At 61.0% G+C, this 15,364-nt stretch carries 11 protein-coding genes; 4 read left to right on the forward strand and 7 right to left on the reverse strand.

The window, feature by feature from the left end; translation table 11 throughout:
- Positions 1–11: 11 nt before the first annotated feature.
- The 4 genes from HBR93_RS12025 to aqpZ all read left to right on the forward strand — a co-directional run bounded on the left by HBR93_RS12025 (position 12) and on the right by aqpZ (position 4,164).
- On the forward strand, positions 12–815 hold the full coding sequence (locus tag HBR93_RS12025; RefSeq protein ID WP_120732172.1) for an alpha/beta hydrolase: 804 nt from the start codon (positions 12–14) through the stop codon (positions 813–815).
- A gap of 3 nt (positions 816–818) precedes the next feature.
- The gene (locus HBR93_RS12030) at positions 819–1,382 is read left to right on the forward strand and encodes a peptidylprolyl isomerase (RefSeq protein ID WP_057441236.1); all 564 of its coding nucleotides are present in this window, start codon (positions 819–821) and stop codon (positions 1,380–1,382) included.
- A gap of 83 nt (positions 1,383–1,465) precedes the next feature.
- Positions 1,466–3,298, forward strand: a complete 1,833-nt coding sequence (locus HBR93_RS12035; protein WP_057441238.1) for an ABC transporter ATP-binding protein — start codon at positions 1,466–1,468, stop codon at positions 3,296–3,298.
- Positions 3,299–3,462: 164 nt separating this feature from the next.
- Positions 3,463–4,164 (forward strand): aquaporin Z, encoded by a 702-nt coding sequence (aqpZ, locus tag HBR93_RS12040; protein ID WP_057441240.1) that lies wholly within the window; start codon positions 3,463–3,465, stop codon positions 4,162–4,164.
- A 102-nt stretch (positions 4,165–4,266) separates the two neighbouring features.
- Here aqpZ and HBR93_RS12045 read toward each other — a convergent pair whose 3' ends face one another.
- The 7 genes from HBR93_RS12045 to aceK form a co-directional block, all read right to left on the reverse strand.
- The gene (locus HBR93_RS12045; protein ID WP_169960388.1) at positions 4,267–5,391 is read right to left on the reverse strand and encodes a GNAT family N-acetyltransferase; all 1,125 of its coding nucleotides are present in this window, start codon (positions 5,389–5,391) and stop codon (positions 4,267–4,269) included.
- Between the two features lie 164 nt (positions 5,392–5,555).
- On the reverse strand, positions 5,556–6,890 hold the full coding sequence (locus HBR93_RS12050) for an OprO/OprP family phosphate-selective porin (protein ID WP_057441247.1): 1,335 nt from the start codon (positions 6,888–6,890) through the stop codon (positions 5,556–5,558).
- Positions 6,891–7,226: 336 nt separating this feature from the next.
- Complete coding sequence (locus tag HBR93_RS12055) at positions 7,227–7,460, reverse strand: zf-HC2 domain-containing protein (RefSeq protein ID WP_057441249.1); 234 nt, start codon at positions 7,458–7,460, stop codon at positions 7,227–7,229.
- A complete protein-coding gene (locus HBR93_RS12060) occupies positions 7,454–8,068 on the reverse strand; it encodes an RNA polymerase sigma factor (protein WP_057441254.1) in 615 nt (204 codons plus the stop codon). Before HBR93_RS12060 ends, HBR93_RS12055 begins: the two co-directional genes overlap by 7 nt.
- Positions 8,069–8,111: 43 nt before the next feature.
- Positions 8,112–9,233, reverse strand: a complete 1,122-nt coding sequence (locus HBR93_RS12065; protein ID WP_057958823.1) for a beta-ketoacyl-ACP synthase III — start codon at positions 9,231–9,233, stop codon at positions 8,112–8,114.
- Between the two features lie 225 nt (positions 9,234–9,458).
- A complete protein-coding gene (gene hrpA / locus HBR93_RS12070; protein WP_057958822.1) occupies positions 9,459–13,370 on the reverse strand; it encodes an ATP-dependent RNA helicase HrpA in 3,912 nt (1,303 codons plus the stop codon).
- A 207-nt stretch (positions 13,371–13,577) separates the two neighbouring features.
- Positions 13,578–15,311, reverse strand: a complete 1,734-nt coding sequence (gene aceK / locus HBR93_RS12075) for a bifunctional isocitrate dehydrogenase kinase/phosphatase (RefSeq protein ID WP_057441325.1) — start codon at positions 15,309–15,311, stop codon at positions 13,578–13,580.
- Positions 15,312–15,364: the final 53 nt, after the last annotated feature.

The following is a 15,364-nucleotide window of genomic DNA, read 5'->3' on the forward strand; positions in this document are numbered from 1 at the left end:
GGAGTTCACCCATGGCCTATTTCGAACATGAAGGTTGCACCCTGCATTACGAGGAATATGGCCACGGCGTGCCACTGATCCTGATCCACGGCCTGGGCTCCAGTTGCCAGGATTGGGAACTGCAAATCCCCGTGTTGTCCCGACATTACCGCCTGGTGCTGCTGGATGTGCGCGGTCACGGACGCTCTGACAAACCCCGGGAGCGCTACAGCATCGCCGGCTTTACCGCAGACCTGGTGGCGTTGATCGAACACCTGCAACTGCCCGCTGCCCATGTGGTCGGCCTGTCGATGGGCGGGATGATCGCCTTTCAACTGGCGGTCGACCAACCGCAGTTGCTCAAGAGCCTGTGTATCGTCAACAGCGCGCCCGAGGTCAAGGTGCGCAGCGCCAATGACTATTGGCAATGGGCCAAGCGCTGGGGCCTGGCCCGCGTGCTCAGCTTGAATACCATCGGCAAGGCACTCGGCGACCGGTTGTTCCCCAAACCCGCACAGGCCGACCTGCGGCGCAAAATGCGCGAACGCTGGGCAAGAAACGACAAACGTGCTTACCTCGCCAGCTTCGATGCCATTGTGGGCTGGGGCGTACAGGAACGACTTTACAGAATCGCCTGTCCAACCCTGGTCATCAGCGCCGACCACGACTACACCCCAGTGGCGCAAAAAGAAATCTATGTAAAACTGCTGCCTGATGCGCGGTTGGTGGTGATCGAGGATTCGCGTCACGCGACACCGCTGGACCAACCCGAAACCTTCAACACAACCCTGCTCGATTTTCTCAAGACAGTCGAAACCACTTCCCAGGATCACTGACCCATGCTGAAAAAAATCGCCGTTTTTGCCGGTTCTGTTCTGTTTGCTGCCAACCTGATGGCGGCCACGCCGGCCAAGGCACCACACGTATTGATCTCCACCACCAATGGCGACATCGAAATCGAACTGGATCCGGTCAAGGCGCCGATCAGTACCGAGAACTTCCTGTCCTACGTCGACAAGGGCTTCTACACCAACACCATTTTTCATCGGGTGATCCCGGGTTTTATGGTGCAAGGTGGCGGGTTCACCCAGCAGATGTCGCAAAAGCCTACTGAAGCGCCGATCAAGAACGAAGCCAGCAACGGCTTGCATAACGTGCGCGGCACCTTGTCCATGGCCCGCACCAGCAATCCGAACTCGGCCACCAGCCAGTTCTTTATCAACGTGGCCGACAACGCCTTCCTCGACCCAGGCCGCGATGCGGGCTACGCGGTGTTCGCCAAAGTGGTCAAGGGCATGGACGTGGTCGATATCATCGTCAACTCGCAAACCACTACCAAACAAGGCATGCAAAACGTGCCTATCGACCCTGTCCTGATCAAGTCGGCCAAGCGCATCGACTAAGGTTCACAGGGAGTTGCGCGCGCCGCCCACAAAGCTGCGCGCGTCTTTAACAAGGAGAGCCCGCCCGGCGGGCGTCAGACCTAATGCTCTATCGTCGTTTTGAACAACTGATCGACATCTTCCGCGACGCTCCCAGCGCGGCACCTCCGGATAAAGTCCTACCCTTCTACCTCTATTACCTGCGCCAGGTGTGGCCGTGTTTTGCCGCGCTGTTGGTGGTGGGCCTGATCGGCGCGCTGATTGAAGTGGCGCTGTTCAGCTACCTGAGCCGCATCATCGACCTGGCCCAAGGCACGCCGCCGGCCAACTTCTTCCAGATCCACGCCACCGAGTTGATCTGGATGGCCGTGGTTGCCTTGCTGCTGCGCCCGATCTTCGGTGCCCTGCACGATTTGCTGGTGCACCAGACCATCAGCCCCGGCATGACCAGCCTGATCCGCTGGCAGAATCACAGCTATGTACTCAAGCAGAGCCTGAACTTCTTCCAGAACGATTTCGCCGGGCGTATTGCCCAGCGCATCATGCAGACCGGCAACTCGCTGCGCGACTCGGCCGTGGCCGCCGTCGATGCCATCTGGCACGTAGCAATCTACGCCATCAGCTCCCTGGTGCTGTTCGCCGAAGCCGACTGGCGCCTGATGATCCCGCTGGTCACCTGGATCATCGCCTACAGCCTGGCGCTGCGCTACTTCGTGCCACGGGTCAAGGAACGCTCGGTCATCTCGTCCGAGGCGCGCTCCAAATTGATGGGCCGCATCGTTGATGGCTACACCAATATCACCACCTTGAAGCTGTTCGCCCACACCCAGTCCGAACAGGAGTACGCCAAGGAAGCGATCATCGAGCAGACCGAAAAAACCCAGCTCGCCAGCCGCGTGGTCACCAGCATGGACGTGGTCATCACCACCATGAACGGCCTGCTGATCGTCACCACCACCGGCCTGGCCCTGTGGCTGTGGACGCAGTCGCTGATCTCGGTCGGTGCCATTGCCCTGGCCACCGGCCTGGTGATCCGCATCGTCAACATGTCCGGCTGGATCATGTGGGTGGTCAACGGCATTTTCGAGAACATCGGCATGGTCCAGGACGGCCTGAAAACCATCGCCCAGCCGCTGGCGGTGATCGACCGCGAAAACGCCCCGCGCCTGAGCGTGCCCCACGGCGAAGTGCGCTTCGAACAGGTCGACTTCCACTATGGCAAGAGCAGCGGCATCATCGGTGGCCTGAACCTGGTCATCAAGCCAGGGGAGAAGATCGGCCTGATTGGCCCGTCCGGTGCCGGCAAATCGACCCTGGTCAACCTGCTGCTGCGCCTCTACGACCTGCAAGGCGGACGCATCCTGATCGACGGCCAGAACATCGCCGAAGTGGCCCAGGAAAGCCTGCGCGAACGCATCGGCATGATTACCCAGGACACCTCGCTGCTGCACCGCTCGATCCGCGACAACTTGCTGTATGGCAAGCCCGATGCCACTGACCAAGAGCTCTGGGACGCGATCCGCAAGGCCCGCGCCGACGAATTTATCCCGCTGCTGTCGGACGCCGAGGGGCGGATTGGCCTGGATGCCCACGTCGGTGAGCGCGGGGTGAAACTCTCCGGCGGGCAACGCCAGCGCATCGCTATCGCCCGGGTCCTGCTCAAGGACGCACCGATCCTGATCATGGACGAAGCCACCTCGGCCCTGGACTCGGAAGTGGAAGCGGCCATCCAGGAAAGCCTGGAAACCCTGATGCAAGGCAAGACGGTGATCGCCATCGCTCACCGCCTGTCCACGATTGCCCGAATGGACAGGTTGGTGGTCCTGGAAAAAGGCCAGATCGCCGAGAGTGGCAGCCATGCCCAGTTGCTGGCACATGGCGGCCTGTACTCGCGATTGTGGCAGCACCAGACCGGAGGTTTCGTAGGTATCGACTGATTTCGGACTACTAACGGCGCTATCAATTCCGAACAATTCTGACAGTTTTTTCTATCTTGCTGGCCGTGTATCACAATCCTGCTGTACTGCAATCAGGGTCCAGGAGGGCCCTGACATCAGACTGCAGGGAAGCATCACACCCGTTGATTTAGAAGGACGCGTTCATGTCTCTGTTCAGACGTTCCGTTACGGAAGGGTTGGGTACGTTTTGGCTGGTGTTGGGTGGCTGCGGGAGTGCCGTTCTGGCCGCAGCCTTCCCGGATGTCGGAATCGGCCTGTTGGGCGTATCGCTGGCCTTCGGGCTTACCGTGTTGACCATGGCATTTGCCATTGGCCATATCAGCGGCTGTCACCTCAACCCGGCAGTCACCGTGGGCTTGGTGGTCGGCGGCAGGTTTGCGGCCAAGGAGATGCCTGCGTATATCGTCGCGCAAGTCATTGGCGGCGTGGTGGCAGCGGCCTTACTGTACTTCATTGCCAGCGGCAAACCGGGTTTTGAACTGGCGGCGGGGCTGGCATCCAATGGTTACGGTGAACATTCGCCGGGCGGCTATTCAATGGCGGCGGGGTTTGTCACTGAACTGGTGATGACCGCGATGTTCGTGCTGATCATCCTCGGCGCCACCGACCGTCGTGCACCGGCTGGCCTGGCGCCCATCGCCATTGGCCTGGGGCTGACGCTGATCCACCTGATCTCCATTCCGGTCACCAACACCTCGGTCAACCCGGCCCGCAGCACCGGCCCTGCGCTGATTGTCGGCGGGTGGGCAATCCAGCAACTGTGGCTGTTCTGGCTGGCGCCGATCCTTGGCGCGGTGATCGGTGGCATCACCTACCGTTGGTTGGGCAAGGAAGAAAAGGCCTGATCCAACCGCGATGCACCTTGTAGACGCTGGCTTGCCGGCGATAACGGACTCCCTGCCAGCACATCATGGGCAGATACACCGTCATCGCCGGCAAGCTGGCTCCTACACCTGTCGATAAGGCAACGCCAAACGCGCCTCCTCGGCATACGCCAGAATCCCCACCCGCTCGCGTTCCAGGAAATCCGCCACGGCGGTTTTCAAGCCTGGATGGCGCAAGTAGTGCCAGGAATGGGTAATCACCGGCTCAAACCCACGAATCAACTTGTGCTCGCCCTGGGCCCCGGCGTCGAAACGCTGCAGGCCATTGGCGATCGCGTAGTCCATGCCTTGATAGAAGCAGGTCTCGAAATGCAGCCGGTCAAATTCGCCCAGGCAGCCCCAATAGCGGCCATATAGGCTGTCGCCTCCGACCAGGCTGAACGCCATGGCCACCGGCCGCGCCCCTTGCTTGGCCAGCACCACCCGTATCGCCTGCGGCATGCGTTCGGCCAGCAGGCTGAAAAACGCGCGAGTCAGGTATGGCGACTGCCGGCGCACGGCGTAGGTGTTGGCGTAGCAGGCGTAGACAAAATCCCACTGGGCCTCGCTCAGCTCATGGCCTTGCAGCCACTCGAACTCGATGCCCTGCCCCGCGACCTGTTCGCGCTCCTTGCGCATCTGTTTGCGTTTGCGCGAACTCAGGGCGTCGAGGAAGTCCTGGAAGTCGCGATAACTGCGGTTCTGCCAGTGGAACTGGCAACCCAGACGCGCAAGCCAACCGGGTTGCTGGCCCAGGGCGGCATCGGCCAGGGCATCGGTGAAGTTGATATGGGCACTGGAAAGCCCTTCGATTTCCAGGTAACCAGGCAGGCTCTGGAGCAAATCCAGGCCGTCCGCACCATTGGCCACCAGCAAGCGCGGCCCGCTGACCGGGCTGAAAGGCACTGCTGTCAGCAGTTTGGGGTAGTACTCGATGCCCGCGCGTGCGCAAGCGTCAGCCCAGCCATGGTCGAACACGTATTCGCCATAGGAGTGCCATTTGCGGTAGCTGGGCAGCGCCGCCACCAGCCGCTCTCCCTCGTAATGCAGCAAGTGCTCCGGCTGCCAGCCAGAATGCCGGCCAAGGCTGGCACTGTCTTCCAGCGCACTGAGGAAGGCATGGCGCAGAAACGGCTGATCCTCGGGGACCAACGCGTTCCATTCATCAGGCGATACTTCGGATAGGCTATTCAAACGTTTCAACGGCATGCCATTCCCCGACGGTAAACGCTCGCTCACAATATTCAGGCCATTCTGACAGAACCCGCCGCCCGCGCGGGCAGCAAAAAAAACCCCGCCAATCGGCGGGGTAAAAAAGAGGATCGCGCTTTAACGGATGAAGAAAGAGCGCGTTGGAGCGGTATGACCGTTGCTTAGAACACGTACTGCACACGACCGACGATGGAATCACCGCTGTCATCGCCATTGGCGTTGGTGATCTTGTCGGTGCTGACCTTGCTGTAGTTCAGGGACAGCTTGACCGCTTCGTTGGCGTACCAGTTCACACCCAGGGTGTTGACGTTGGCCTTGGCATCGCCGGTTTCGCGGGTAGCGCTGCTGACGACGATGTTTTTGTCGTCAACCTTGATGTTGTCGTAGCGGTAGAACACTTCCCAGGCGCCGTACTGCTTGTTCTCTGGCTTGATGGCGTCGAACTTGCCGCCGTCGAGCTTGTAGGCACGGGATTCGCCGGTCAGGGTGTAGGCCAGTTGGCCGTAGAAACCGCTGGTTTTCACGTCCTGGTAGGCATTGCTGTCAGCTTTCATCTTGCGGCTCAGGGCTTCAGCCTGCACCGAGAATGGACCGCTGGCGAAGGCAAATTCACCCCCGAATACCGTATCGGTATCGTAGGCGCCAACCGCCGTCAGGTTGCTGGCGTTCAGGCCCACACCACCGCCGAAAGTCGCGCGGTTGCCGTTGGAGCCGGCATCGTTACCACCGGTAGTTGCTACACCACGGGCGCCGAGACGCGGACGGATCCGCGAGTCGAAGGCGGCGTCGTTCAGGTCACGTGCCGCCAAGTTCAAGCCGAAGTGCAGGACGTTGCCGCCTTTGTTCATCGGTGCCAACACGATACGGCCGTTGAATTGCTTCACGCCCTTGCCGTCTTCGTCGTTGATGTCCTTGGAAGCCAGGCTGGCGGAGCCGTAGAACATATCAGCCGCAGTGCCGCTGACCTGGATGCCCATGCCGTTTTCGTGGGTGTTGACCCAGTCTGCAACCTCGTAAGCCGAGTTACGCTCCATGGCGGTGATCCACTTGGAGCTGGTGGCTTTTTCCAGACCGAAATCCGGGTCAAAGCGACCGACGCGGATGGTCACCGGCTTGAAGCCCACATAGGACATGGACGCTTCGTCGAAGTAACCGTCGTCGGAGTTACCCGAGTTGTGGGAGAAGTCGTAGTTGAGCTGGTATTTGAAATCCTTGTAGACGGTGCCACCCAGTTCCAGGAAGGCGCGACGGAAGTAAGCAGCGTCGCCCGAGTCACCGTTCTTGGTGTAGAAGCCGTCAAATGTGCCGTAATCGGCTTGCAAGCGACCACCCAGCTTGAAGCTGAAGTTCTGGTCGGTGGTAGCAACCTCAAGGCCGCCCTTGGTTTTGACAACGATATCGGCGCCGTCAGTAGTGACAGTACCAGCGAAAGCCTGGGCGGTAACGGCCAGGGCCAGGGCGCTGGCCGCGAAACCGGCGAAGTGCTTACGGATCATCGAAGAATTCCCCTAATTGGTGGTCTTTTGCGTTGGAAAACACACGGGTTCTGGCCCGCTGGTGTTGGGAGGGGATCTTGGCGAGGGGATATTTCAGACAAGTTGCCGCAAGATAAATATTTTATTACAGGGGAACTTTCTTACAACCACCGGGAATAAGCGCAACGCTACGGCCGGCGTGGGTTTGAGCAGAAAAAGTACGAGAAATGCCAGGTGAAAAAAAGGTGAAAAAAACTTACAAACCTGCAATGTTTTTCACCGAAAGGCTTTTCAACGACGTAAAAAAGCCCACGACAATGACGTCGCAGGCCTTGGGAAGCGCAGACAGCTCTAGGGTCAGGAGTTGCGTTTACGCTCCGAAGCCAGGCGTTCAGCCAACGCCTCGGCATCGCTCACCGGCGGTTCGGGCAGGAGGCGCAAGGTGGCCTGCATCAGGCGCATCTGGCGAATGAAGCGCCGGCAATTGGCACAAAACATCAGGTGATGGCGCATCAACAGGCGCTCACGAAAGGTCAGTTGCCCATCGAGAAAATCGCTGGAGCGCGCCACTTGTTCTTTGCAGGTCAACATTCGCCGGTTTCCTCGAAATGCTCCACCGTAGCGAAGACTTTAAGCCGCGCCCGGTGCAGCAGTACACGCACATTGGAGAGCGAGATCTGCAGAAGATTACAAATCTCCTCCAGCTCCAGCCCCTGGCGCTCGCGCAACAGCAGCACGCTGCTTTGCAGCTCGGAAAGGCTCAGTAAGGTGTGCTCCAGACACTCACGCAGCTCGTTTTCGGTGAGCAGCGCCTCGGGAGTGTCCTGGTGCCAGGCAAAGGGCGCGATCAGCCAATGCTCATCGCCGGCGGCAAAGCGCTCATCGCCGATGGTGCCGTGGGGCGACGGCAGGTCGTCCAGCAACACCTCGCGACGGTTCTGCTTGTAGCGCCCCTTGGCCGAGTTGGCGGTGATGGTCAGCAGCCAGGTCTTGAGGCTGGAACGCCCCTCAAACCGGGCAAGGCTGCGCACCACCGAGAGCCAGGCGTCCTGCACCACCTCGTCGGCATGGCGCTGGCCAACGATGGCGTAGGCCACCGCACGCATCGCGCTCTGGTAGGTGGTGACCAACTCCTTGTAGGCCTGCTGCTCACCCTTGAGCAGGCGTTCAAGCAGGTGCGCGTCGTCGGCTGCTGCCATTCAAAACCTCATTGTGCAAGACGTGACCGCAATTGCCTGGTTCTTAGCGCTTGCGCAGGATCACGCTGCCAATCGAATACCCGGCGCCAAACGAGCTGAGTACCGCCAGCGCGCCCTTGGGCAGGTCGTCCTGGTAGGTGTGGAACGCAATCACCGAACCTGCCGAACTGGTGTTGGCGTAGGTATCGAGAATCACCGGCGCTTCTTCGATCTCGGCTTCACGGCCCAGCAGCTTCTTGACGATCAGATGGTTCATGCTCAGGTTGGCCTGGTGCAGCCAGAAGCGTTTCACATCGGTAACGCTCAACTGGTTTTCCGTCAGGTGCTGGCCGATCAATTCGGCAACCATCGGGCAGACATCACGGAAGACTTTGCGGCCTTCTTGCACGAAAAGCTTGTCGGGTGCACCAATCCCCTCTTCCGCCGCGCGGTTGAGGAAGCCGAAATTGTTGCGAATGGTGTTGGAAAACTTGGTCAGCAACTTGGTGCTCACCACGTCGAACTGGTGCTCGGACGTCGCCAGGTCGGCACGTTCCAGAATCACCGCAGTCGCCGCGTCGCCAAAGATAAAGTGGCTGTCACGGTCACGGAAGTTCAGGTGGCCGGTGCAGATCTCCGGGTTGACCATCAGGATCGCCCGGGCCTGGCCCAGCTGGATGCTGTTGCAGGCGTTCTGGATACCGAAAGTCGCCGAAGAACACGCCACGTTCATGTCAAAACCAAAACCCTGGATGCCCAGGGCTTCCTGGACTTCGATGGCAATGGCTGGATAGGCGCGTTGCAGGTTGGAGCAGGCGACGATCACCCCGTCGATATCGGCGGCGGTCTTGCCGGCACGCTGCAGGGCTTGCTCGGCGGCGCCCACGGCCATCTGGCAGAGGATCGACCACTCGTCGTTGGAGCGCTCCGGCAGGCGGGGGGTCATGCGTTTGGGGTCGAGGATGCCGTCCTTGTCCATGACAAAACGGCTCTTGATACCCGAAGCCTTTTCGATAAAGGCGGCGCTGGATTCGGTCAACGCCTGAACGTCGCCCTGCTCGATGGCCACGGCGTTGTCGGCATTGAACTGTTGAACGTAAGCATTGAAAGACTGCACCAGCTCTTCGTTGGAGATGCTGTTGGCCGGGGTGTACAGGCCTGTGCCGCTGATGACGACGTTATGCACGGTCGTTCCTCTAAATCTGTTCAGGCAGAAGGGATTGGTACCTTCGTACCAAACCGTAAGTCGCTCTAGTCCGCCGCGCGGACATCAAACGGGGAAACGCTTTGTCCCGGCGCGTCGAGGCTGATACAGCCAATCTAGACGATCCCGGCATTTATAGCGGCGAAGTTTGCCATAAACCGGGGGGTTTGGCGCCTGTCACGCGCACACCCGCCCCCGCACTACAGGTCAAGGTTCGACCTGGCTCCACTGTTTGCTCAAGCGCTTATCGGAAATCGGTGCCTTGGTGCCCAACTGCTGGGCAAACAACGACACCCGGTATTCCTCCAGCCACCAGCGGTAAAGCGCCAGCTGCGGATCGCGCTTGCCTTCCTGGGTGTGCTTGTTCAGGCGCGTCTGGTACTGGCTCCACAGACCACTCAACTCGCTGCTCCAGACCCGGTCCTTCTGCACTTGGCTGGGCAGTTTTTCCAGGCGTAGCTCGATGGCCTTGAGATAGCGCGGCAGTTCCTTGAACCACTGCGCCGGGGTTTCGCGCACAAAGCCCGGGTACACCAGGTTGCTTAGTTGCTGCTTGATATCGTTGAGTGCCACGGCCTGGGCTAGGTCGATCTTGCCCTTGAAACGTTTTTGCAGGCCATGCCACAGCTTCAATACTTCCAGGGTCAGGCGCGCCAGGCGTTCAGCGTGCTCGGTCCAGCTACCACGCTTGCGCTCGGCCAGGGCTGCCAGGCCCGCGCCATCCCGGGGCAGGCTGGCCTCGCCTTCCAGCACGCAGGTGTCGAGGCTGGCCAGCAAAATGTCTTCCACCAGGGCGTCGATACGTCCCAGCTCGCGGTACATCAGCCCCAGCTCGGTAAGGCCCGGCAGCTTGCCGCGCAGGAATTTTGCCGGTTCGGCCAATTGCTGCATCAACAAGCGCTGCAAGGCGCGGCGATGCTGGAACTCGGCTTCGGCGGCCGTGGAGAAACGTCCTTCCTTGACCGTGCCGTTTTCTTCTACCAGCGCCGGATACACCGTCATCGACAGGCCCGCAATCTTCTGCTGGGTAGTCTCGGCAACCGCCGCGAAGACCTTGGCCTCCACCGGCTGCTGGCTTTTGGCAGTTTGCGGCACTGCCAGGGCGGCCTGGCTGGCTTCGACAAACCGCGCAGTCAGCGCTGCCAGGTCGCGGCCCTCACCGAGGAACTTGCCCTGGGCATCGACCACTTCCAGGTTCATCTTCAGGTGGTTTTCCACCTGCTGCGCGGCTTCGCTCCAGGCTTCGTCGCTGACCCGCGCGCCGGTCATGCGCAACAGCTCACGCCCCAGCGCCTGGGGCAGCGAGCCCTGGGCAAATTCGATCCGTTGCAGCGCGGCCTTGACGAAGTCCGGCACCGGCACGAAGTTCTTGCGCAGGGCCTTGGGCAGGTTGCGCACCAGGGCAATGCACTTGGCTTCGATCAGCCCGGGCACCAGCCACTCCAGGCGCTCGGCGGGCAAGGCCGGCAACAGCGGTGCGGGCACGCGCAAGGTCACACCGTCGCGCGGGTGGTTGGGTTCAAAGTGATAACTCAAGGCCAGGGCCAGGTCGCCCAGGTGCAAGGTGTCAGGGTAATGGGCGGCGGTGACTTCACTGGCTTCGCGGGCCAGCACGTCTTCTTCGCGCATGATCAGCAGTTGCGGGTCTTTCTGGCTGGTGATCTTGTACCAACTGTCGAAGGTCGCCGTCTGGTGGATCTCTGCCGGCAGGCGCGCGTCGTAGAAGGCGTACAGGGTTTCTTCGTCAGCCAGGATATCGCGGCGCCGGGCCTTGGCTTCCAGTTCGTCCAATTGCTCCAGCAGCTGTTGATTGGCAGTCAGGCACTTGGCCCGGGACTGGATCTCGCCACGCACCAGGCCTTCGCGGATAAACAGCTCGCGGGACACCACGGGGTCCACCGGCCCGTAATGCACAGGCCGGCGCCCCACCACTATCAGGCCGAACAGGGTGATCTGTTCAAAGGCCACGACCTGGCCGCGCTTCTTCTCCCAATGGGGTTCGAAGTGGTTTTTCTTGATCAGGTGCCCGGCCAATGGCTCGATCCAGTCGGCATCAATCTTGGCCACCATGCGCGCATACAGCTTGGTGGTCTCCACCAGTTCGGCGGTCATCAACCATTGCGGGCGTTTCTTGCCGATGCCCGATGACGGATGAATCCAGAAGCGCCGCTGGCGGGCGCCGAGGTAGTCGCCGTCTTCGGTTTTCTGGCCGATCTGGCTCAACAGGCCGGACAGCACCGCCTTGTGCAGTTTCGCGAAGTCCGCCGGTTCCTTGTTGACCGTCAGCTGCATATCACGGCAGATCAGGCTCAACTGGCGATGGGAGTCGCGCCACTCACGCAGGCGCAGGTAATTGAGGAAGTTCTTGCGGCACCAGTTGCGCAGCGGGCTGGCGGTCAGTTCCTGGCGCTGCTCTTCAAAGCCGCGCCACAGATTGACCAGCCCGGCGAAGTCCGAATCGGGATCCTTCCATTGCGCGTGGGCCTGGTCGGCCGCTTGCTGGCGCTCCGGCGGGCGCTCGCGCGGGTCCTGGATCGACATGGCACTGGCGACGATCAGCACTTCCTGCAAACTGCCGAGCTTGGCCGCTTCCAATAGCATGCGGCCCATGCGCGGATCCACCGGCAGGCGCGCCAGTTGCCGGCCCAGGGGCGTCAGCTGGCTGTTACGGTCCACCGCCGAGAGTTCCTGCAGCAGGTTGAAGCCATCGCTGATAGCCTTGCCATCCGGCGGCTCGATAAACGGGAAGTCGGTGATTTCACCCAGGCGCAGGTGCAGCATCTGCAGGATCACCGCCGCCAGGTTAGTGCGCAGGATCTCCGGGTCGGTAAATTCCGGGCGCCCGATAAAATCTTCTTCGCTGAACAGGCGCACACAAATGCCCGGCTCGACCCTGCCGCAGCGGCCCTTGCGCTGGTTGGCGCTGGCCTGGGAGATCGCCTCGATCGGCAGGCGCTGGACCTTGGCCCGGTAGCTGTAGCGGCTGATGCGCGCGGTGCCGCTGTCGATCACATAGCGGATGCCCGGCACGGTCAGCGAGGTTTCCGCGACGTTGGTTGCGAGCACCACGCGCCGCCCCGGATGGGACTGGAAAATACGCTGCTGCTCGGCCGGCGACAGGCGCGCGTACAACGGCAGGATTTCCGTGTGCTTGAGCTGGGCCTTGCGCAGCATATCGGCGGCATCGCGGATCTCGCGCTCACCGGGCAGGAACACCAGCACATCGCCTGGGCTCTTGCGCTCGCTGCGTTCAAAGGCGGCGATTTCATCGAGGGTGGCGAGGATTGCCTGGTCCACGGTCAAGTCGTCTTCGACGCGGTTGCCTTCCTCGTCCTGCTCCAGGGTCAGCGGGCGATACCAGGTTTCCACCGGGAACGTGCGCCCGGAGACCTCGACAATCGGCGCATCGTCGAAGTGCTTGGAAAAACGCTCCAGGTCGATGGTCGCCGAGGTGATGATGACTTTCAGGTCCGGGCGGCGTGGCAGCAGGGTCTTCAGGTAACCAAGCAGGAAGTCGATGTTCAGGCTGCGCTCGTGGGCTTCGTCGACGATGATTGTGTCGTAGCGCTCGAGGTATCGGTCGTTCTGGGTTTCGGCCAGCAGGATGCCGTCGGTCATCAGCTTGATCAGGGTGTTGGCGTCGCTCTGGTCCTCGAACCGCACCTGATAGCCCACCAGCGCCCCCAGCGGTGTGGCCAACTCTTCCGCAACCCGGCTCGCCACACTGCGCGCGGCGATCCGCCGGGGCTGGGTATGGCCGATCAAGCCGTACTGGCCGCGACCGATTTCCAGGCAGATCTTCGGCAACTGCGTGGTTTTACCCGAACCGGTCTCGCCCGCGATGATCAGCACCTGATGTTTGAGCAACGCCGCTTTGATCTCGTCGCGCTTGGCGGCGATGGGCAGGCTGTCGTCATAGCGGACCTGCGGCACGCTGGCCGCGCGCGCAGTGACCTGGGCACAGGACGCCTGCATGCGCGCCACCCACTGCGCCAGCTTCTCCTCATCGGGCTTCTTGCGCAGCTCAAGCAACTGCCGACGCAAGCGGTGGCGGTCGGCGAGCATGGCGTGATCGAGGTTTTTCAGGAGTTGGTCGATAGCGGGCGCTTGGTCAGTCATCAGGTACTTTGAAGGTCGTCTATTTATGCACGGCCGGCAATTGTGGCAGAAAAGCGCACACAACGTTAAAGGCCGCGTAAATCACGTCTGGGAGCTGTCGAGCCCCGGCGAGGCTGCGATGACGGCGGCACGGCCAACATCAATGCTGCCAGGCCCAGCGCTATCGCAGCCTCGCCGGGGCTCGACAGCTCCCACAGGGTTTAGCCCCTATTCGTTATCCAGGCCCTTGCGCCGATACGGGAACACATCAATCACCTTCCCCGCCCGAATCGCCTCCTGCAGGCCTTTCCAGTAGTCGGCGTTGTACAACTCGCCGTGCAGCTCATCGAACAAACGCCGTTGCCCGGCATCGGCAAACAGAAATGGCGGGAACTCTTCGGGGAACACGTCCAGCGGGCCGATGGAGTACCAGGGCTCGGAGGCCATTTCATCTTCCGGGGTACGCGGTGCCGGGATATGGCGGAAGTTGGCTTCGGTGAGGAAGCAGATCTCGTCGTAGTCGTAGAACACCACGCGACCATGACGGGTGACGCCAAAGTTTTTCAGCAGCATGTCGCCGGGAAAGATATTCGCCGCCGCCAATTGCTTGATGGCCAGGCCGTAGTCTTCGAGGGCTTCGCGCACCTGGGCCTCGTTGGCGTTCTCCAGGTAGAGGTTGAGCGGGGTCATGCGCCGCTCGGTCCAGCAGTGGCGAATCAGTACCGTGTCGCCTTCCACCTCGACTGTGCCGGCAGCCACTTCCAGCAATTCGGCCAGGCATTCAGGCTCGAATTTGCTCAAGGGGAAACGGAAGTCGGCAAACTCCTGGGTATCGGCCATGCGCCCGACCCGGTCGACACTTTTCACCAGGCGGTACTTCTCGATCACCGTGGCGCGGTTGACGTTTTTCGATGGCGAGAAACGGTCCTTGATGATTTTGAACACCGTGTTGAAACCCGGCAGGGTGAACACGCTCATGACCATCCCGCGCACGCCCGGGGCCATGATGAACTGGTCATCGGTGCTGGCCAGGTGGTTGATCAGCGCCCGGTAGAACTCCGACTTGCCGTGTTTGTAGAAGCCGATGGAGGTGTACAGCTCGGCGATGTGCTTGCCCGGCAGGATGCGTTTGAGAAAGCCGATGAATTCCGCCGGCACCGGCACATCCACCATGAAATAGGAGCGGGTGAACGAGAAGATGATCGACACATCGGCTTCATCGGTGATCAGCGCGTCGATGCGGATACCCTGCCCTTCCCGGTGCAGCAGCGGAATCACCAGCGGCCACTGTTCATCGCGGGTGTAGAGGCGGCCCACCAGGTACGCGCCCTTGTTGCGATAGAGCACCGAGGAAAACAGCTCGACGTTGAGGTCCGGATCCTTGCACACCCAGTCCGGCAGGTTCTCGCGCAGTTGTGCTTCCAGGCGCTGCAGGTCGGCGGGCAGGTCGGCGTAGGGCTCGCTGAAGCGGTAGTCGCTGAAGATCTGCTCGAGCATGCCCGCCAGTTGGCCCTGGGGCTTGTAGGTACGGGTTTGCGCAGCACGGGCGCGGCGCAGGCTCGGGCGGGTGGTATGGATGAACATGCAGCCGTCGCTGATCAGGTCGTGGCTGAACAGCCCGCAAAAGATCGAGTTGTACCAGGTCTCGGACAGCTCATCGTCAAACCGCAGGTCGATCAGGCTGATATAGGCACTCTTGACCAGGGGCCAGGACTGGATATCCAGCAGCGCGCCCTCGTCGAAGGTAGCCCGCAAACGCGTGGTGACTTCGCCGACCTTCTCTTCATACAGGTTGATCCGCGCCGCCGAGGCCGTTTGCGCCTCTTGCCACTGGGCCTTTTCAAAACGCTCACGGGCGCCGTCGGTGATCTGGCGAAAGTGTTCGCGGTAATCGTCGAAGCCATCGAGGATCATCTGGGCGATGGACTGCGCGGTGTCGATGGCAGACGTTTGCTGCGGCATGTCGGAGACCTCTGCGGGCATTCGGAAGACCTGAGATTAGCCAGTGTCCGCAG

Origin of the sequence: Pseudomonas sp. WS 5411 (genome assembly GCF_012985595.1) — a bacterium.
Taxonomy (GTDB): domain Bacteria; phylum Pseudomonadota; class Gammaproteobacteria; order Pseudomonadales; family Pseudomonadaceae; genus Aquipseudomonas; species Aquipseudomonas shahriarae.